This window comes from Pseudomonas sp. MHK4 (genome assembly GCF_054600775.1).
The window spans coordinates 340,842-361,780 of the sequence record NZ_BAAIAK010000001.1; the positions used below are offsets into that span (position 1 = coordinate 340,842).

Genomic DNA, 20,939 nt, shown 5'->3' on the forward strand with positions numbered 1-20,939 from the left:
TGGTTGCTTTTCTTCTTAAGCGATACTGTCATTTGTGACAGGTTCTTTGAGAGTCTCTGATTCAAATGCGCCTACGCCGGACCGGGCTCCCTCAGGGTGTATGTCGCTGACGGGGAACTCATGCTGGCTATAGTCGAAGTCAGAAAGGAGTAGATGATGGTCCAGTTCCGTGAGTATCGAGCTTCTAGCGTCCACTGGACGACTCCGTTCGGTATGAAAGTAAAGAAATTCGTAGTTGAAGATTTTCAAAGTGAGGCCAGCCGTCTGCCAGGGGTTTACGGATAAGCGCGTTCTCCTGAGTGCTTGCTCGTTCTGTGAATCTGCCGACGTTAAAAAAGATCGTGTTCATGGCTGGCCGTACTCAAGGTGGGTGGCGTAGTCAGTATGTCGCTGGATAAGCGCAGGCGAACCGCCGGACCGGCAGAAAAAATTCATTTCAGGACCGGTATTACGCACCCGTAGGAATCGTCCTTCGGTTTCGTCCTGCAATCGTTCCCCCCGACACGGCCGGGGGAACGATCAACTGTCTTCATTCAGGAGTCACAATCACCGGTGGCATCGTTGTCGGTGGTTCTTCCCTGGGTGGCGGGTTGCTGCCCGGCGGTTCCTGCTCGGGCACCGGTTGCGGATCGCTGGGTGGAATCACCGGGTTATCGATGTTCGGATCGGGGGTTTCGGCCGGGAATGGGTTGTTCATCGTTAATGTCTCCAGTGGCACATGGCGTGAGTCGTGCTTAAGTTGGTTGACCACTGCCTGCAGGATTTGATTCCCGGCAGATGCCGCTGAACTTTTCCCGGCGGCCGGCGTTCGGAACCTAAGTGAGTTCATTCCAGGGCGAATTGCCCGGCGGGATGAAAACCAGACACCAGACACAAGAGCGTCCATGGGGCGTAAAGGAGTGATGCTCGATGACTGCTGAAAAACCGACTGAACTGAGCTACAACCCGCACATGCCGCTTTCACAGGCACTGTTGCTGCCGCGAATCGTGATAGAAAATACCCTGCCGACCCTCGAAGCTGGTCAGTTTGCGGTCAAGGCCGTGGTCGGCCAGGACGTGGTGGTCACCAGCAAGGTGTTCGCCGACGGTCATGACAAGCTGGCCGTGCGAGTGCGGTGGCGGGCCGAGGGCGACGAAGTCTGGCAAAGCGAGGTGATGGCCGAGCTGGGCAACAACGGTTGGCAAGGCGGGTTCCGGGTCGAGAGCCAGGGCCGCTATGTGTTTTGCATCGAAGCCTGGATCGATCAGTTCGCCAGTTTTCGCTACGAGCTTGAAAAAAAGCACGCCGCCGCCGTTCCGGTCAGCCTTGAGCTGCAGGAAGGTCGCCTGCACGTCCAGCAAGCGGCCGAACGCGCCGAAGGGCAGCTCAGCGAAGACCTTGCGGCCTTGCACCACGAACTGTCGGGCCTGCTCGAAACCGAGCAGGTGGCGCTGTTCCTGCACCAGCGTAGCGCGCAGTTGATGGCCCAGGCCGATCATCGTGCCTACCTGAGCCTCAGCCCGGAATACCCGGTGGACGTCGAGCGACAGCTGGCGCAATTCGCCAGTTGGTACGAACTGTTCCCGCGCTCGATCACCGACGATCCCAAGCGCCACGGCACCTTCAACGACGTGCATGCACGGCTGCCGATGATCCAGGACATGGGCTTCGACGTGTTGTATTTCCCGCCGATCCACCCGATCGGCCGCAGTTATCGCAAGGGTCCCAACAACTCATTGACGGCTGGCCCCGATGATCCGGGCAGCCCCTATGCCATCGGCAGTGAAGAGGGCGGGCACGAGGCAATTCATTCGCAGCTGGGCAGTCGCGAAGACTTCCGGCGACTGGTGGCGGCAGCCGCGGATCACGGGCTGGAGATCGCCCTCGATTTCGCCATCCAGTGCTCCCAGGACCATCCATGGCTCAAGCAGCACCCGGGCTGGTTCAACTGGCGGCCCGACGGCACGATCAAATACGCCGAGAACCCGCCGAAAAAATACCAGGACATCGTCAACGTCGACTTCTATGCCGTCGAGGCGATCCCCAGCCTGTGGATCGAACTGCGCGACATTGTTGTAGGTTGGGTGCAGGAGGGCGTGAAAATCTTTCGCGTCGACAACCCCCACACCAAGCCGCTGCCATTCTGGCAATGGCTGATCGCCGACGTTCGCGCGCTGTACCCGGAGGTGATTTTCCTTGCCGAGGCCTTTACCACCCCGGCGATGATGGCGCGGCTTGGCAAGGTCGGTTATTCCCAGAGCTACACCTACTTCACCTGGCGTAACACCAAGGCGGAGTTGGCGACCTATTTCACCGAGCTCAATGAGTCGCCGTGGCGCGAGTGCTATCGGCCGAACTTTTTCGTCAATACCCCGGACATCAACCCGGCTTTCCTGCACGAATCCGGGCGCCCCGGGTTTCTGATACGTGCGGCGCTGGCGACCATGGGCTCGGGGCTGTGGGGCATGTATTCGGGGTTCGAGCTGTGCGAGTCGGCGCCGGTGCCGGGCAAGGAGGAATACCTCGATTCCGAGAAGTACGAGATCCGCCCCAGGGACTTCAACGCCCCCGGCAACATCATTGCCGAGATCGCCCAGCTCAACCGCATCCGCCGACAGAATCCGGCGCTGCATACCCATTTGGGCCTGAAGGTCTATAACGCCTGGAATGACAACATCCTGTACTTCGGCAAGCGCAGCGCCGATGGCAGCAATTTCATTCTGGTGGCGGTCAACCTCGACCCATATAACCCGCAAGAGGCGAATTTCGAGTTGCCGCTGTGGGAAATGGGCTTGCCGGACGATGCCAGCACCCAGGGCGAAGACTTGATGAGCGGCCATCGCTGGACCTGGCACGGCAAGTACCAGTTCATGCGCCTGGACCCGGCGTTTCAGCCGTTCGGGATCTGGCGGATCACCGCGCCTTAAGCGTCAAACGGTAACCCCTGTAGGCGCTGCCGAAGGCTGCGATCTTTTGATCTTGCTTCTGAAAAGAAATCAAAAGATCGCAGCCTGCGACAGCTCCTACAAGGGATCGGCGCATTTGAAAGATATGCAAGAATTTCAACAGGAGTTTCAAATGGCGAAGAAACCCAAGGCAGCCACTTTCATCAAGGACCCGCTCTGGTACAAGGACGCGGTCATCTATCAAGTCCACGTCAAATCCTATTTCGATTCCAATAACGACGGAATCGGCGATTTTCCCGGTCTGATCGCCAAACTCGACTACATTGCCGACCTCGGCGTCAATACCATCTGGCTACTGCCGTTCTACCCCTCGCCACGCCGCGACGATGGTTATGACATCGCCGAATACCGCGGCGTGCACAGTGACTACGGCACCATGGCCGACGCCAGGCGTTTTATTGCCGAGGCGCACAAGCGTGGTCTGCGGGTGATCACCGAGCTGGTCATCAACCACACTTCTGATCAGCATGCGTGGTTCCAGCGCGCCCGCAAGGCAAAAAAAGGTTCGGCTGCGCGGGACTTCTACGTGTGGTCCGATGACGATCAGAAATACGACGGCACTCGAATCATCTTTCTCGACACCGAGAAATCCAACTGGACCTGGGACCCGGTGGCCGGCCAATACTTCTGGCACCGCTTCTACTCGCACCAGCCGGATCTGAATTTCGACAACCCACAGGTCATGAAAGCCGTGTTGTCGGTAATGCGCTACTGGCTCGACATGGGCATCGATGGCCTGCGCCTGGACGCGATCCCGTACCTGATCGAGCGCGATGGCACCAACAACGAGAACCTGCCCGAAACCCACGACGTGCTCAAGCAGATCCGCGCCGAAATCGACGCGAATTACCCGGACCGCATGCTGCTGGCCGAGGCCAACCAATGGCCGGAAGACACCCAGCTGTATTTCGGCGACACCGATAAATCCGGCCTGAACGGCGACGAATGCCACATGGCGTTCCACTTCCCGCTGATGCCGCGCATGTACATGGCCCTGGCCCAGGAAGACCGCTTTCCGATCACCGATATCCTGCGCCAGACACCGGAGATCCCGGCCAATTGCCAATGGGCGATTTTCCTGCGCAACCACGATGAACTCACCCTGGAGATGGTCACCGACAAGGAACGTGACTACCTGTGGAATTACTACGCGGCCGACCGTCGGGCGCGGATCAACCTGGGGATTCGTCGGCGCCTGGCGCCGCTGATGGAACGTGATCGCCGGCGCGTGGAGCTGCTCAACAGCCTGTTGCTGTCGATGCCCGGCACCCCGACCTTGTACTACGGCGACGAGATCGGCATGGGCGATAACATCTACCTCGGCGATCGCGACGGCGTGCGCACGCCGATGCAGTGGTCGATCGACCGCAACGGTGGGTTCTCCCGCGCCGACCCGGCCAGCCTGGTACTGCCGCCTATCATGGACCCGCAATACGGCTACCTGTCGGTGAATGTCGAAACCCAGGCCGGCGATCCCCATTCGCTGTTGAACTGGACCCGGCGCATGTTGACGGTGCGCAAGCAATCCAAGGCGTTCGGGCGCGGCACCTTGAAAATGCTCTCGCCGTCCAATCGCCGGGTGCTGGCCTATACCCGCGAATACACCGGGCCGGATGGCAAGCACGAAATCATCCTGTGCGTGGCCAACGTGTCGCGCAGCGCGCAAGCGGTGGAGCTGGACCTGTCGGCGTACGTCGGCATGGTGCCGGTGGAGATGCTCGGCGGTAACGCGTTCCCACCCATTGGCCAGTTGAGTTTCCTGCTGACCCTGGCACCCTACGGTTTCTACTGGTTCGGCCTCGCCGCGGAAAACCAGATGCCGAGCTGGCACGTGGAACCGGCGCAAAGCCTGCCGGATTTCACCACCCTGGTGCTGAAAAAACGCATGGAAGAACTGCTCGAAGCGCCATCGCGCGCCACCCTGGAGCAGGGTATTTTGCCGAACTGGCTGCAGAACCGCCGCTGGTTCGCCGGCAAGGACGCGGCCATCGAACAGGTCCATCTGGCCTACGGCGTGCGTTTCGGCGATGCCCAGCATCCGGTGTTGTTGAGTGAGATCGAAGTCACCAGCGCAGGCGTGACCAGCCGCTATCAACTGCCGTTCGGCTTCATTACCGAAGACCAGGTGGGCGCCGCATTGCCCCAGCAACTGGCGCTGTCGCGGGTGCGCCGAGGCCCGCAGGTCGGCTTGATCACGGATGCCTTCAGCCTGGAAAACTTTATCCGCACGGTGTTGCAGGGCATGCACGACAACAGGGTGTTGCCGTCGGACGGCGGCGAGATCCGTTTCGAACCCACCACGGAGCTTGCCAAACTGGGCCTGACGGCGGAGTCGGATGTGCGTTACCTGTCCGCCGAGCAATCCAACAGTTCGGTGGTGGTCGGCAACAGCCTGGTGCTGAAGCTGATCCGCAAGGTCGCATCCGGCGTGCACCCGGAACTGGAAATGAGTGCGTACCTGACCGCTGCCGGCTTCGCCAATATCTCGCCGCTGCTGGGGTCCGTGGTGCGTCGGGATGCGGCGGGCGAGGACAACCTGCTGATGATCGCCCAGGGCTACCTGAGCAACCAGGGCGATGCCTGGGAGTGGACCCAGAACAACCTGGAGCGGGCGTTGCGCGACGAACTGGCCGACGCCATGTCCGAGCAGGAGCAGCACTACAACGCGCTGGGCGAACTGAAGGATTTCGCTGCGATGCTCGGCCAGCGCCTGGGTGAAATGCATCAGGTGCTGGCGTCGCCGAGCGACAACCCTGACTTTGCCCCTTACCTCACCACGCCGAAGGATGCGCTGGCCACGGGCAAGGATGTCACGGCGCAAATCGAGCATGCGTTGAAGTTGCTCAAGCAGCATCAAAATGAACTGAACCCGGCGGACAAAACCCTGGTCAGCCGTTTACTGGACAATAAAAAGGCCATCCTCGAGCATGTCCAGAACCTGGCGAAAAAGACCGCCGGAGGCCTGCGGATCCGCGTGCATGGCGACTTGCACCTGGGCCAGGTGCTGGTGATCAAGGGCGATGCGTACCTGATCGACTTCGAAGGCGAACCGGCGCGACCACTGCCGGAACGACGGGGCAAGCACAGCCCGTACAAGGATGTCAGCGGCGTGCTGCGCTCCTTCGACTACGCGGCGGCCATGACCATCAACGTGCACAACGTTGATAACACCGACCAGGCCCAGGCGGCTCGCCAGCGGGTCGGCGATCGTTATTTGAGTGAGGCAAAACAGGCATTTATCCACGCTTATCGGCTGGCGGCAGCTACGCTAGGCCATGCGTGGCAAGATCCTGAAGGCGAAGATGCCGCTTTGGCATTGTTCGGTCTGGAGAAGGCAGCTTATGAAGTGGCCTACGAGGCGGAAAATCGCCCCGGCTGGCTACCCGTGCCGTTGCACGGTTTATATGGATTATTGAGTGGGCTTAAACCCTTTTCCGATCTTGGTGGAGAGTAGTCATGAGTTTCTCGAACAAGGAACAGGGTCATCATCACAGTGAAGCGCTGCTACCCAGGGCGCGGGATATCGATGCGCTGGTACGTGCCGAGCATCGCGATCCCTTTGCCATTCTCGGCCCCCACGGCGATGGCGCCGGCGGACAATTCATCCGGGCCTATCTACCGGGCGCCTTGAGCGTGCAGGTAGTGGGCAAGGAGTCCGGGGACGAACTGGGTAACCTTGAAGCAACCCAGACCCCCGGGCTGTTCGTCGGGCATTTCCAACGGGCACAGCCGTATCTGTTGCGAACCCGCTGGGCCGGTGGCGAGCAGATTGCCGAAGATCCCTACAGTTTTGGCCCGCTGCTTGGCGAAATGGATTTGTACCTGTTCGCCGAAGGCAACCACCGCGATCTGAGCAGTGCCTTGGGCGCGCAGTTGAAGACCGTGGACGGGGTCGATGGCGTGCGCTTTGCCGTGTGGGCACCGAACGCCAGGAGGGTGTCGGTGGTGGGCGATTTCAACGTCTGGGACGGTCGTCGTCACCCGATGCGCCTGCGCCACCCGACCGGTGTCTGGGAGCTGTTCATCCCGCGCCTGCAAGCGGGGGAGGCCTACAAGTACGAAATCCTTGGCAAGGACGGCATCCTGCCCCTCAAGGCCGACCCAATGGCGCTGGCCACCAGCCTGCCGCCGGACACCGCCTCGAAAGTCGCGCCGCCGCTGCGGATCGACTGGCAGGATCAGGAGTGGATGCAGTCTCGCGGCGAGCGCCAGCGCCCGACGGCGCCGCTGTCGATCTACGAACTGCACGCCGGGTCCTGGCAATGCGAGCTGGACGACCTGGGCGAAGTGGCCCGCCAGTACACCTGGCCGGAGCTGGGCGAGCGGCTGATTCCGTATGTGAAGGACCTGGGGTTCACCCACATCGAGCTGATGCCGATCATGGAGCACCCGTTCGGCGGCTCCTGGGGCTATCAACTGCTTTCGCAATTCGCCACCAGCGCCCGCTATGGCACGGGCGACGAGTTCGCCGCCTTCGTCAACGACTGCCACTTGGCCGGCATCGGCGTGATCCTCGACTGGGTGCCGGCGCATTTTCCCACTGACACCCACGGCCTGGCTCAGTTCGACGGCACCGCGCTGTACGAGTACGGCAACCCCCAGGAAGGTTTTCACCAGGATTGGGACACGCTGATCTACAACCTCGGCCGCACCGAAGTGCACGGCTACATGCTGGCGTCGGCGTTGCACTGGCTCAAGCATTTCCACGTCGATGGCCTGCGGGTCGATGCGGTGGCGTCAATGCTGTACCGCGATTATTCGCGCAAGGCCGGCGAGTGGGTACCCAACCGCCATGGCGGCCGGGAGAACCTGGAAGCCATCGACTTCCTGCGTCACCTCAACGACGTTGTGGCATTGGAAGCCCCCGGCGCGCTGGTGATCGCCGAAGAGTCCACGGCCTGGCCTGGCGTCAGCCAGGGCACGCAACAGGGCGGCCTGGGCTTCGCCTATAAATGGAACATGGGCTGGATGCACGATTCGCTGCATTACATTCAGCAAGATCCGGTGTACCGCGCCCATCACCACAATGAACTGAGCTTTGGCCTGGTGTACGCCTGGTCGGAGCGTTTCATCCTGCCGATCTCCCACGATGAAGTGGTGCACGGCAAGCACTCGTTGATCGACAAGATGCCCGGCGACCGCTGGCAGAAATTCGCCAACCTGCGGGCCTACCTGAGTTTCATGTGGACCCATCCGGGCAAGAAACTGTTGTTCATGGGCTGCGAGTTCGGTCAATGGCGCGAGTGGAACCACGACCAGCAGCTTGATTGGTATCTGCTGCAGTACTCCGAACACAAAGGCGTACAGAAGTTGGTGAGCGACCTCAATCGCCTGTATCGCGAAGAGCCGGCGCTGCACGAGCAGGACGACGTGCCGCAGGGCTTCCAGTGGTTGATCGGCGATGACGCGATCAACAGTGTCTATGCCTGGATGCGCTGGAGCAAGGATGGCCAGCCGATCCTGGTGGTGGCCAACTTCACGCCGGTGCCGCGCGAGGCTTATCGCGTTGGCGTGCCGTTTGCCGGTCAGTGGAGCGAGGTGTTCAACAGCGACTCGCAGATCTATGCCGGGTCCAACTATGGCAACAGTGGCGGGGCAACGGCCGAGGTAACGCCGAGCCATGGGCAGGCGTTGTCGCTGGTGTTGAATTTGCCGCCGTTGGCGGTGTTGATGTTACGTCCGCAGGGGTAAGTCGCCAAGCATCCGCAATCGTCAGACAGCCCGGCATAGCTGGCCGGCCTCCACAGTGAACTGATCACGACATCAATCCACTGTGGAGGCGAACCTGCTCGCCCTTGTCCATCAAAAATCCAGCCGCAGCCCAACTGTCGCGGTGCGGCCATTCAACTCATTGCTGTCGAGCCCGGTGTCGTAGCCTGCTTCGCCATATAGGCTCAGGCCGTCCGACACCTGCAGGGTCATGCCCACACTCATGTCCAGTGTCGTGGATTTCTGCCGGGTGTCGATCGCCGTGGTGTCATTGAAGGTCACCCGGTCGGTGCCGGAGAAGGTATGCCAGACATTGGTGCGCACGTAGGGCAACAGGGGTCTGTGGGCAACCTGATAGGTGCCGCGCAATCGAGCACCGAAACGGGCGGTCAGGCTATTGTCGGCATCGAAGGCAACGTCGGAGATACCGTCGTTTTGGCTATCCAGGGAACGTTGCTGGTGGATCAATTGCACCTGTGGCTCCAGGATCCAGTCCCGGGAAACCTGTAGCGGATAGCCGGCTTCCAGCGACAGCGCAACGGCATGCCCACGGGTGTTGAGCTTGATTCCCCGGCTGGATTCGCTGTTGATATTTACGCCGGTCCACATCAGCACACTGTCGATGTACCCGCCGTAGGGGGCGATAAGCGTCCAGTACAGGCCCACGCTATCGCCACGCAGGGTGCTTTTACCGGCGTCGCGGTGTTCCAATCCCCGATTGAATCCGTCGACATCGCCTTGCGATTGGCTATGACCGACGAAGACGCCGAGCTTTTGCGTCTGTCCATCTTCGCGGGTCCATTCATACAGGTCACTTCCGACCTGGTAGCCCGACATCGAGCCGTCCAGGCGCGGGCTGACCGTGCCGGCAAAGCCCTGGCGGCTGTTACCGGCATAAATCCGCCCCCACCCTGCCGGGAAGGCGCCAGCCTGATGCTGTTGGCTCTGATCACCCTGGCGTTCATGGAAGGTACCGAGTGCGTTGAGGACCATTTGGTTGACGGCAGGTAACAACGCCGAATACACCGGGACTTCAGGTCGATAGGTCGGGATCGGCGGTTTGCCTGGTTCGGGGTCCGGCAACTCCGGTCGAGTTTCTTCGTCGGGATCTTTGATAATCCCTGGAAGAGGCACGGGTGGATCTTCCGGGCCCGGCAGGGGCACGGGTGGATCTTCCGGCCCTGGAAGGGGTACGGATGGATCTTCCGGCCCCGGCAGGGGCACGGGTGGATCTTCCGGCCCTGGAAGGGGTACGGATGGATCTTCCGGGCCCGGCAGGGGCACGGGTGGATCTTCCGGCCCTGGCAGAGGAGGGGCCACCACGGCGGAGCGCAAGTACCAGTTCTCGGCAGTGCCCGGGGTAACCCCACCCTTGTACAAGTAGTACTCAAAGGCACCTGCGGAAATGGGGCCGGGATAACTGAATGCCCGGTCGCTGCCCGTGGCACCCTGGAGTGCTTCCACCACCAGGATGCCGTTTTGCCGGGTCAGGTCGCCGGGGCCGGCGAGATTGGTGATGTGCAGTGTGGTGGAACCTTGCATCGTGCCGCGTTCAACCACCAGTTTGTCGCTGGCAGCGTTGTCACCCGCCAACACGCTCTGCAGCCGCAGCGCGCCATTGTCGCCAATGTAGTTGCCCATGACGGTGAGTCGATTGCCTGCACTGGCATTGCCGCTGGTCATGTCGATGAGCCCTTTGTTGTTCAAAGTGGCGAGCTGCCCGGGGTCATAGGGGGCGATGCTGCCCTGTTCAACCTGCAGCGTGGTACCGCCGTGAATGTTGAACGTGCCGGTGGTGGATACGCTGTCACCGAGGACGAAATTGCCATCCAGGTCAAATCGCGAACCGTTGTCCATGTTCACGGTTTCCCAATGGGGATAACGTGCCGGGCTGGCGGATTGGCTGTTATCGAATGTCAGGGTGTCGTTGCCCGGGCCGCCATCGATAACGGGTGTCGACGCCAGGCTGGTTTGCGTGTGATTGAGCAACAGCGCCTGATCGTCACCGCTGCCCATCAGGATGGCCGAGTGAATGAGCCCGCCGGTGTCCCAGGTGAACAGGTCGTTGCCACTGCCTGCGCGGACCTGGCCATGGATCTCGCCGCCGCTGACAGTGATGAAGTTTGCGCCGCCACTGACCATGATATTACCGCCGACAGTGCCGCCCTTTATCACGATGGTGTTGTCGTCGGTGCCGGCATCCAGATCACCGAGGATCCGCCCGCCCAGCATTTCGAAGGAGTTTTTGTCCTGATTCATCGCGACCCGGCCGATCAGTCCTCCACTGATGAGTGCATGCTCGCCGTTTTCAAAGAGTCCGGTGATGGCGCCGCTGCTCATGGTGAAGTTATCAGTGCCTGACCCTTGGTCCAGGGACGTGAGGGTGCCGCCACTGATAGCGAATCGGTCGTTGCCTGCGCCTTGGGTTAACGCAGTTGCAGTGCCGGCGCTGACCTGTGCGATGTCGGCGCCGTCGCCCTGGTGGACCGGACCTTCAATGGCCCCATTGAAGAGTTGCAGGATGTTTGCGCCAGCGCCCATGTCCACCGGGCCGACGATGGTGCCCGAGTTCATTGTCAGCAGGTCATGGCCAGCGCCGAAGGTGACAGGGCCATCGATGCTGCCGGTGCCGGCCTCGGGGAAAGTCAGGCTGTTATTGCCGCTCGTGTCAGTGAGCCCTGGGCTGCTGCCGCTGCTGCAGGTGAAACTGTCATCTGCGGCGGTGGGCACGAGGGTGCAGTCAGCGTGAGAGGTCAGAGGCCAGAAGAACAGGGTCAATACTGACAGGGCACCGGTGCCCAGGTGCTTGAGGGCTGAAAACGGAATGCTCATGATCCATCCTCGCAAGATGAAACGCGCTGGCCCCGCAACGGCGGGGCAGACCATGTCAACGTCAAGAGCGATACGGATCAGGGACTGCAGGTTTCCTGCGCGAAAACATCGGGCACAAATGCAACCGTTCGGCATGGCTTTATCGACTGCGCATCACAACGCGCAGTGTTTTGCCACGGTATCAACAGGTTGGTTGAGGCGCTACTGTCAGAAATAACAGGTAGGGGGCAATTGGGCTGGCTTCGCTCCGATTCCCGCGCTATGGGCGCCGGCCGGCGCTGCGGTGTGTCGGATACACCGCAGCGTTGCATGGGCCGGCAAACTGGCTGTCACAAGTGTTCGAGGTCACTCACCAGCGCATCCGTACCCCGAGGCTGCCAATCAGCCCGTTCAAATCATTGTCATCCACATCACTGCTGTAGTCGGCGCTGACGTACAGGCTCACGGTCGGTGTCATTCTGGCGACCAATCCCAAGCCCAGTTCGACCGTCGAGGAGTTGCGACTGCTGCTGATCTTGTCGACCTGGTCGAGGGTCACGGTATTGCCGGTGTACACCGTGTGCCACAAGTTGGTGCGTACATAGGGTTCGACGGGCAGGCCGTTGATGTCGTAGCTGCCTTTCAACTTGGCACCGACCCGGCCACTCCACGAGGTGAAGTCGCTGGAGGAGTCATTGCCGGAACCGGCATAGGGCGTATCCAGGGTGATGCGCTGATTGATCAATTGCGCCTGGGGTTCGACCACCCAGTTTTCACTGATGCCAATCGGGAATCCGCCTTCGACCGAGAGCGTCACCGCGCTGCCTTCAGTGATTTGTCGGGCGCCTTGTTCATTGCGGCTGTAACCGTTGACCCGGCCACCGCTGGCCGACAGATCGACGTGCCAGCCTTGTGGGCCGGTCAGGCTATAGTAGGCGCCGAGGCTCTGCCCTTGCAGGTTGAGGGTGTCGTTGCGCGGGTCCGATTGCGCGCGATTGGTCATCAAGCCGTTGCCGTTGCCGTGGAACTCGGCGGTTCCGCCTATCAGGCCGACCCGCTGGGTATGGCCATTAATGCTTTGCAGGGTCACCAGCGCCGGGCTTTTGTGTTCGCCAGAGCCGGGGATGGAAAAACCCTGGGCCAGGGCGTCGGTTTGTGCCTGGCGCGAGGCCTTGCCATAGAGTTGATCCCAGGCCCCGGGCGCGGCGTCTTCGACGGTCAGGCTGGAACTTCGGGTATCGGCAATCGGGCTGAAATGGCCGGGATAGGTGCTGGCGGGTGCGGGCAAGGTGAGCACGGGGATGTCCTGGCGGTACCAGGGGGTCGTTTCTTCCTCGGCGGGGGAGGCCTGCACTTCCATGGAGGAACACAACAGCAGGGTACTGGAAACGGTGCAAATACTGACACGGATCTCTTGTGGGGTGAATGAAGTCTTCATGGAGGTCTACCTTGCAATCGCATGCGGTATCTCGCTTTGGCGTCTCTCCTACCCCGAGTGAGGGGCGACCGAAGGAATTAGGGCAAGCCGTGCCCAGCTCGTTTTCACGGGCGGCGGCGGTTGGTCCTGATGGTAATTCCGGGGTAGTACCGTGAAGTCAAGAGGACCTCGGGCATTGCGTCAAGAAAATGGCCGATAAATGGTATGGGTATTTCAGATCATATAAGTGACTGATTTACGACGCATACATAAGTTCTTGTTTATTGGTTAAAACGTCAAAAAACTCGCGAGCTAGAGCCTTTGCCCAGGCTTACCAGCTCAGCCTGATTCCCAGGTTACCGCTCATTCCACGCAACGGGTTGCTGTCGATATTGCTGCTGTAATCGGCATTGGCATACACACTGACAGCAGGCGCGAGTGTGAGGATGGCACCGATGCCCAGATCGGCCGATGAGGCGCGTTGTTCGGTGTTGATCTCGGTGCTGTCGTCGAAGGTCACCGTGTCGGTTCCCGATACTGTGTGCCACAGGTTGACGCGCAGATACGGTTCCAGCGGCAAGCCGGCGACGTCGTAGCGCCCCTTGAGCCGGGCGCCGAGGCGGCCGGTCCAGGCCGAGTCGGAATGGAACGAGACCCTGGAAATTCCGTCATCCTGACTCTTCAGCTCAACCTTCTGATTGATGACCTGCGCCTGGGGTTCGACCACCCAGTTGTCTGCCACTGCAACAGGGTAGCCGGCTTCGACAGAGAGGGTCATTGCGTGGCCATCGTTGTCGATTTTCAAGCCACGGTCGGAGTGGCTGTCGCCGTTCAGCCAGGTGTACATGGCTACGGTATCGACATACCAGCCCGTGGGGTCGGTCAGGGTCCAGTAGAGCCCGAGGCTATCGCCCTGCAGCTCGACCTTGCCGGCACGCTTGTCCTGGAAACCCTGGTTGAAACCGTCGACATCACCCTTCAAGCGACTATGACCGACGAAAAAACCAGTGCGCTGGATTTGCCCGGCGGAGGATTGCGAGGCGAACAGATCGTTGCCCACCTGGAACCCGTTCAGCGAGCCGTCGAGCCGTGGCGTGACGGTGCCGGCCCAGGTCTGGTCGAAGTTCTTCCCGTAGACCCGGCCCCAACCCGCACCAAAGGCGCCGGTTTCGTTGAGCAGGCGTTGATCACCCTGACGATCATGGAAGGTGCCGAGCGACGCCAGGGCCAGTTGCGCGGCTGCCGGTGGCAACGCTGACCAGACCGGTACTTCCTGGCGGTATAGGGGAATGGGTGCAGCACCGGCTTCAGGGACCGGCAATGGCGGCGAGCCGACGGCTGCTACCGGCGTTGCGAGCGGTGCCGCGTCCGCTGGTACCGGAATCGGCGGCAAGGCTGGATCCGGGTTAGGCACCGAGGCCGGCGCAACCAGAATCGGTGGCAAGGTGGGATCCGGGTTGGGCACCGCGACCGGTGCAACCAGAATCGGCGGCAAGGCGGGATCCGGGTTGGGCACCACGAGCGGCGGTACCAGAATCGGTGGCAAGACGGGATCCGGGTTGGGTACCGCGACCAGTGGCGGGGCCACTACGGACGAGCGCAGGTACCAGCTGTTTTCGCTCCCTGCTGTGACGCCGCCCTTGAACAGCTGGTAATCGAAAGCGCCGGCGGATAACGGGGCTTTGAGCGTAAAGGCGCCACTGTCGCTGACGGCCGTGCCTTGGGCCTGGACAACCTGAATGCCGTTTTGCAGGGTTGCCGCACCCGTGCCACCCAGGTTGTTGACGGTAATCGACGTGGTGCCGGTCAAGGTGCCGTCATTGACCACCAGTTTGTCACTGGGGGAGCTGTCATCGCCCAGGACGCTTTGCACCCATAGCTGGCCGCCGTTGCCCGCATAGTTGCCCTGTACCGTCAAGGTGTCGCTGGTGCGGGTATTGCCGCTGCTCAAGTCGATGATCCCGGCGTTGTTCAACGTCGCACGCTGACCCGGTGTGAAAGGGGTGAGGCTGCCTTGAGTCGAAGTCACGACACTGCTGGCGTCGATGTTGAACACGCCGCTGCCGGTGACGCTGTCACCCAGGACAAAATTGCCGTCGAAATCGAATCGCGAGCCATTGCTCAGGTTGACCGTTTCCCAGTTAGCGTGGCGAGCGGCGCCGCTGGAGGTGGTGTTATCGAAGGTCAGCAGATCGCTGCCGTTGCCGCCATTGAGGATCGGCGCCTGAGCCAGGATGTTGTCATTGAGATTGCGCAGGGTTGCCCGGTCATTGCCCTCATCCATCAGGATCGCCGAACGGATGATCCCGCCGCCATCCCAGGTCAGGGTGTCGTTGCCCACGCTTGTACGAATCTCTCCGACGATTTCGCCTCCAGTCACCGTGATGCTGTCGTTACCACCGCTGACACTGATGTTGCCGCCAATCCGGCCACCGGAAACGATGATGGTGTCGGTACCAAACCCGGTGACCAGATTGCCGAGGATCTGCCCGCCAGACAGATCGAACAGATTGTTATCGAGCTTCATGTCGACCCGGCCGATGCTGCCGCCGGTCATCCTGGCGGTGTCGCCGTCCTCGAAGGCGCCAATGATAGTGCCTGCGCTCATCTGGAAAAAGTCGCGACTGTCACCTTGGGCAAGTGACTGGAGGGTCCCGCCGCTCATGACAAAGTTGTCGACGCCATTGCCCTGGTTCACTGCCCCGGTGACCTGGCCGGCACTGATGTTGAAAGCGTCGCTACCGTCACCCAGATTGACGATCCCGCTAATGAGACCGGAATTCATGTCCAGGCTGTCGTTGCCCGCGCCGAATGTCACGCCTGTCATCGTGCCCGTGCCGTTGGCGGGAAAGCTCAGGGTATTGTTTCCCGCCAGGTCCGTCAGCGGCCCGCTGTTGCCACTGTCGCACACGAAGACATCGTTGCCGGGGGAGGGTGTGTGGGTACACGCCGCGTGGGCGGGCAATGACCAGCCCATGCATAGCCAGATGGAGATGGCACAGACGCTGTAACGATAGTTGGGCAGTTCTTTGCAAAGGTTCATGCTCGTCTCCGCTTGAGAATCGGCACCGATGTCTTGCAGCAAGGGCAAGGCATCAGGTGCATCGGCAGCGCGAGTTGCGAGACATCACGGGAAGGCGAGAACCCTTCGGGCAACGACGGCTACGGGGCAGGTCCGCACGACTCGGTCGAACGGACGGGAGCACCGTAGCAGGTGTGTTTGGAGGCATCTACTGTCACAATTGACAGGTAGGGATTAAATCAGAGGCATCACAGATGCACTTCAACCGCCAATGGCAGGTGATCTGACAGGTGCGTCCAGGGCTTGTGGCCGAGGATCTTCGGCTCATGGCTGCTGGCGTTGCGCAGGTAGATCCGGTCCAGGCGCAGCAGCGGGAAGCGCGCCGGGTAGGTTCTTGCCGGACGACCATGGTGGCGTTCGAAGGCTTCGTGCAAGTAGTCGCGGCGCGAGAGGGTGGCGTTGCCCTGCAACTGCCAATCGTTGAAGTCGCCGGCGATGATGACGGGCGCTTCATCGGGCAAGGATTCGAGCAATTGGCAGAGCAACTGCAGCTGCAACTGGCGATGACTCTCCAGCAGGCTCAGGTGCACGCAGATCGCATGGACCTCGGCGTGGCCCGGCACGTCCAGCACGCAATGCAACAGGCCACGACGCTCGGGGCCGGTAATGGAGACGTCGAGGTTGCGGTATTCGCGGATCGGGTATTTGGACAGCAGCGCGTTGCCGTGGTGGCCGTCGGGGTAGACCGCGTTGCGTCCATAGGCGAAGTCGCTCCACATGCTGTCGGCGAGGAACTCGTATTGCGACATTTGCGGCCAGTTGTTGTAGCGCGAGGAATGGCGCTCATGTTCACCGACGACTTCCTGCAGGAACACGAGGTCGGCGGATGTGCTGCGTACCGCATCGCGCAATTCCGGGAGGATGAAGCGCCGGTTGAGCGCGGTGAATCCCTTGTGGGTGTTGACGGTCAGCACGCGCAGTCGATGGATGACCGGGGGGGTGTCCAACGGCACCGAGTCTGCTGCCTGCCGATTAGAGTTACTGCTCACTTTCACTCCTCTGAATCCGGGTTGCTTATCTATGCGACTGATTGGGGGGCGTGCAGTTCAGCTCTTTTGGCGTACATATCCATTTCGGTGTTTTCGCGGCGGTACCCGATCTACTGTAGGAGCGAGCTTGCTCGCGAAAAACGTCCGGGCAACGAGGTCATTCAGAGCGCGCGTCATCGTTGACGACCTTCGCTGGCAAGCCAGCTCCTACAGGGGAATGCGTTCGTTTGAGATTACGTCGGCTCGTAGTCCGCCTCGCTTTTACCGTTGCTTTGGCTTTTGATTTTCTTGCCCCGAGAGGCCGAGTGGAGGTTCTGCGCAGTGGGTAAACCGGCATGGATGGCGGCGGGCCCACGGGGCAGGACCATAGGTGGCCGTTACCCCAGGAATGGGTATGTACTCCGAATAATAGGTCCGTATTCTCAGACAAACACAATCTCATAAGGCAACCGCATCCGCTCCAGCAACACCCTCGGCAACCGCGGCGCTACCCCGATTGCTGGCTCCCCGTCGAGCTGACTGGCGTAAGCATGGGTAGCGTGGCTCTTGCGGGCTACCGTCCAGGTGTCCAGGCGCACTTTGCGTGCCCGATACCAGGGGATCAAGGCGCTATCGCGGGTGGGCCAGTGCCAGGCCCAGACCGGTATTTCAGCGAAGACGGCACCGGCGATGGTGGCTGCATTGGCGCTGGCGCGGCCGACGGCGTCATGGTCGCTGTTGCCGTCCTCGCACCAGGTGCTGAACACCACGTCGCCCGGGCGCAGATAACGGGCGATGAATTGTGTGAGCGCCTGCTCATGCTCGGCCAGGGTGTTGTCGGTGAAGCCGCCGCGTATCCATTTAAGGCTGTGCATCGGCAGCCCGAGCCGGCGCAGGGCTTCGACGCTTTCCTGGGAGCGGAACACGCTCAGGCGTTTCTCTGACCATTGTTGCGAGCCCGGATGGCTGGCGCTGCCGTCTGTCACCGAGATCAATTGCAAGGGGTGCCCCGTGGCGCTGAGCAGCTGCAGCAGACCGCCGCAGGTCAGCACTTCGTCGCCGGGATGGGGGGCGATCACCACGGCGCGGGCACCGGGAGGGAGTAGGGATTGGGTACCAATGACCGGGATATTGGCCAGCTGCGGGGCACTGTTCCAGATTTGTTCTGTACAGCTGCTGTCACTGATGGACATGGATTTCATGGCGTACGTCCTTGTTCCGTTCGCCTTCACTCGTGCGCGCCGCAAGCACGGCAGCAGTCGTAAGGGCGGATTGATAGCGAAGCGCGGCGCTCCGGACCCTGGGCAGCCGCGCATCGAGTATTGCTCATGTATGGCTATTCGTCGCGCCGGATGTGCCCCGCAGGAAACAATTTTCCGGCGCAGCGACTGTTTTTACTCCTCTTCCTCACGTTGCAGCTCGAACAACAGCAACGAACGCCCGGTGACCGAGTATTCGCGGCCGAAATCGAAGCGTTCCTGGCCACGTATGGACGGTTGATTGGTGTCGATCAGGCATGTCCAGAAGCTGCCATCGGGCACCTCCGGCAGGAGGAAATTGACAATATCGTGATGGGCATTGACCACCAGCAACAGCGTGGCATCCGCCCCCTTGCGGCGGATCCCGGTTTCCTGGGCGCGGCCATCGAGCAACATGCCCAGGCAGCGGTTGTGCGCATCGTGCCAGTGCTCGGTGGTCATTTCGCTGCCATCCGGCGCCAGCCAGGTGACATCCTTGACGCCAATGTCCTCGTTGTAATTGCCCACCAGGAAGCGTCCACGGCGCAGGATCGGATAGGTCAGGCGCAACTTGATCAGGCGCTTGACGAACTTGAGCAAGGCCTTGCCGTCTTCGCTCAGCTCCCAGTTGACCCAGCCGATCTCACTGTCCTGGCAATAGGCATTGTTGTTGCCTTCCTGTGTGCGGGCGAATTCATCGCCGGCCACCAGCATTGGCGTGCCTTGGGCAAACAACAAGGTGGCAAAGAAATTGCGCATCTGGCGCTGGCGCAGGGCGTTGATTTGCGGGTCGTCGGTGGGGCCTTCGACGCCATGGTTCCAGGACAGGTTGTTGTTGCTGCCGTCCTGGTTGTTCTCGTCGTTGGCTTCGTTGTGCTTGTCGTTGTACGACACCAGGTCATTGAGGGTGAAACCGTCGTGGGCGGTGATGAAGTTCAGCGATGAATAGGGCCGCCGGCCGCGCTGGTTGAACATCTCGCCGGAAGCGGTCATGCGGCTGGCGAACTCCGCCAGTTGGCCATCGTCGCCTTTCCAGAAGGCGCGCACGGTGTCGCGAAACTTGTCGTTCCATTCCACCCAGCCCGGGGGAAAGCGCCCGACCTGATAACCGCCGGGCCCGCAATCCCAAGGCTCGGAGATCAACTTGACCTGACGCAGGACCGGGTCCTGGCGGCAGGCCACGAGGAAACTGTGCCGCTCGTCGAAGCCGTCGTGATAACGCCCGAGGATGGTCGCCAGATCGAAGCGAAAGCCATCCACGTGCATTTCCGAGGCCCAGTAGCGCAGGGAGTCGGTGACCATCTGCAATACGCACGGGTGGCTCAGGTCGAGGGTGTTGCCGGTGCCGGAGTCGTTGATGTAGAAGCGCTTGTCGTCGGGCATCAAGCGGTAGTATGAGGCGTTGTCGATGCCGCGCATGGACAGGGTCGGGCCTTGTTCGTTGCCCTCGGCGGTGTGGTTGTAGACCACGTCGAGGATCACTTCCAGGTTGGCTTCGTGCAGGTGCGCGACCATTTCCTTGAACTCGGCGATCTTGCCGCTGGCCAGGTAGCGTGGGTCGGGGGCGAAGAACGCAATGCTGTTGTAGCCCCAGTAATTGGTCATGCCTTTGTGCAGCAGGTGCTGGTCGTTGACGAAGGCGTGGATCGGCAGCAGCTCGACGGTCGACACGCCCAGCTTGCGGATGTGCTCCAGCACCTCGTCGACCATCAGCCCGGCAAAGGTCCCGCGCACGTTCTCGGGGACGGCGGGGTGACGCATGCTGTAGCCGCGCACGTGGGTTTCATAGATGATCGTTTTGTCCCAGGGCACGCTGACCCGGTGATCGTGGCCCCAGGTGTGCGCCGGATCGATCACCTTGCATTTGGGCACGAAGGGCGCGCTGTCGCGCTTGTCGAAACTGAGGTCGCGGTCGGGGTGGCCAATGGTGTATCCGAACAGGGCCTCGGACCATTTCAAGCGCCCGATCAGTTGTTTGGCGTAGGGGTCGATCAACAGCTTGTTGGGGTTGAAGCGATGACCGTTGGCCGGATCGTACGGGCCGTACACGCGGTAGCCGTAGATCAGCCCCGGATGGGCGTCGGGCAAGTAGCCGTGGTAGATCTCGTCGGTGTATTCCGGCAGCTCGATGCGTTCGAGTTCCACTTCGCCGGCATCATCGAAAATGCACAGTTCGACCCGGGTGGCGTTGGCCGAGAACAAGGCAAAATTGACCCCCAGGCCATCCCAGGTCGCACCGAGAGGAAAGGGCAGGCCTTCACGGATGCGCGAGGGTTCGGCACGGGGAGGCGGCGTTTCTTTCTTGGGACGGGTCATAATTGCTCCAGCAACGGCAGACAGTAACGAGGCTCAGTATTTTTTTCGCGGGCGAGCACGCCCCTCGGTGGCGAGCGGACTCGCCACGCAATGATTCAATGCAACGCAGAAGCTTAGACGGCAGGCGGTTTTCGCGCTGCGCGAGGTTTTTTCTCGGCGGCTTTTTCCCCGGGCGGTATTACCGCAGAGGCAGCAGCCGGCTTGGCCTTGGCCTTGGGTTTTGGTACTGCGGCCTTGCCATTGAGCTTACTCTCGCCATCTTTAGTCACGGCGGTCTTGCTCGCTGCCGCTTTAGCCGGCTTTTTCGGCGCCAGTTTTTCGGCTTCGGCGAGTTTGCGCGCCATCTCCCAGTGCCGTGCTTCCTGGCCCTCGGGTTTGCCTTCAGACTCCCAGATCTGATAGGCAAACTCGCGGATACGCTTATCGTCGGTACTCATCGCATTACTCCTGAA

General features: G+C 61.0%; 11 protein-coding genes. 3 read left to right on the plus strand and 8 right to left on the minus strand.

Features of this window, described 5'->3' with window-relative positions; genetic code table 11:
- Positions 1 to 529 precede the first annotated feature (529 nt).
- Positions 530 to 697, minus strand: a complete 168-nt coding sequence (locus ACYP2Q_RS01540; protein ID WP_162837839.1) for a hypothetical protein — start codon at positions 695 to 697, stop codon at positions 530 to 532.
- 212 nt (positions 698 to 909) lie between these two features.
- On the opposite strand from ACYP2Q_RS01540, the gene ACYP2Q_RS01545 reads away from it, so the two are divergent.
- From ACYP2Q_RS01545 to glgB, 3 genes are all read left to right on the plus strand, one after another.
- Entirely contained in the window at positions 910 to 2,907 is a 1,998-nt protein-coding gene (locus ACYP2Q_RS01545) for an alpha-1,4-glucan--maltose-1-phosphate maltosyltransferase (RefSeq protein ID WP_459728823.1), read from the plus strand.
- A gap of 151 nt (positions 2,908 to 3,058) precedes the next feature.
- On the plus strand, positions 3,059 to 6,400 hold the full coding sequence (gene treS / locus ACYP2Q_RS01550; protein ID WP_459728824.1) for a maltose alpha-D-glucosyltransferase: 3,342 nt from the start codon (positions 3,059 to 3,061) through the stop codon (positions 6,398 to 6,400).
- 2 nt (positions 6,401 to 6,402) lie between these two features.
- Positions 6,403 to 8,637 (plus strand): 1,4-alpha-glucan branching protein GlgB, encoded by a 2,235-nt coding sequence (glgB, locus tag ACYP2Q_RS01555; RefSeq protein ID WP_459728826.1) that lies wholly within the window; start codon positions 6,403 to 6,405, stop codon positions 8,635 to 8,637.
- A gap of 111 nt (positions 8,638 to 8,748) precedes the next feature.
- Here the strand turns inward: glgB and ACYP2Q_RS01560 are convergent, their stop codons facing one another.
- The 7 genes from ACYP2Q_RS01560 to ACYP2Q_RS01590 all read right to left on the minus strand — a co-directional run bounded on the left by ACYP2Q_RS01560 (position 8,749) and on the right by ACYP2Q_RS01590 (position 20,924).
- On the minus strand, positions 8,749 to 11,487 hold the full coding sequence (locus ACYP2Q_RS01560; RefSeq protein ID WP_459728828.1) for an autotransporter outer membrane beta-barrel domain-containing protein: 2,739 nt from the start codon (positions 11,485 to 11,487) through the stop codon (positions 8,749 to 8,751).
- A 349-nt stretch (positions 11,488 to 11,836) separates the two neighbouring features.
- Positions 11,837 to 12,904, minus strand: coding sequence for an autotransporter domain-containing protein (locus ACYP2Q_RS01565; RefSeq protein ID WP_459728830.1), 1,068 nt, complete (start codon positions 12,902 to 12,904; stop codon positions 11,837 to 11,839).
- 310 nt (positions 12,905 to 13,214) lie between these two features.
- The gene (locus tag ACYP2Q_RS01570; protein WP_459728832.1) at positions 13,215 to 15,926 is read right to left on the minus strand and encodes an autotransporter family protein; all 2,712 of its coding nucleotides are present in this window, start codon (positions 15,924 to 15,926) and stop codon (positions 13,215 to 13,217) included.
- 227 nt (positions 15,927 to 16,153) lie between these two features.
- Positions 16,154 to 16,954 (minus strand): endonuclease/exonuclease/phosphatase family protein, encoded by an 801-nt coding sequence (locus ACYP2Q_RS01575; protein WP_459728834.1) that lies wholly within the window; start codon positions 16,952 to 16,954, stop codon positions 16,154 to 16,156.
- A gap of 422 nt (positions 16,955 to 17,376) precedes the next feature.
- Positions 17,377 to 18,135, minus strand: a complete 759-nt coding sequence (locus ACYP2Q_RS01580) for a PIG-L deacetylase family protein (RefSeq protein ID WP_459728836.1) — start codon at positions 18,133 to 18,135, stop codon at positions 17,377 to 17,379.
- A 192-nt stretch (positions 18,136 to 18,327) separates the two neighbouring features.
- Complete coding sequence (gene glgX / locus ACYP2Q_RS01585) at positions 18,328 to 20,487, minus strand: glycogen debranching protein GlgX (RefSeq protein ID WP_459728838.1); 2,160 nt, start codon at positions 20,485 to 20,487, stop codon at positions 18,328 to 18,330.
- 113 nt (positions 20,488 to 20,600) lie between these two features.
- Positions 20,601 to 20,924 carry a DUF2934 domain-containing protein gene (locus tag ACYP2Q_RS01590; protein ID WP_459728839.1) on the minus strand — a complete coding sequence of 108 codons (324 nt, stop codon included), beginning with the start codon at positions 20,922 to 20,924 and terminating at the stop codon, positions 20,601 to 20,603.
- Between the last annotated feature and the right edge of the window lie 15 nt (positions 20,925 to 20,939).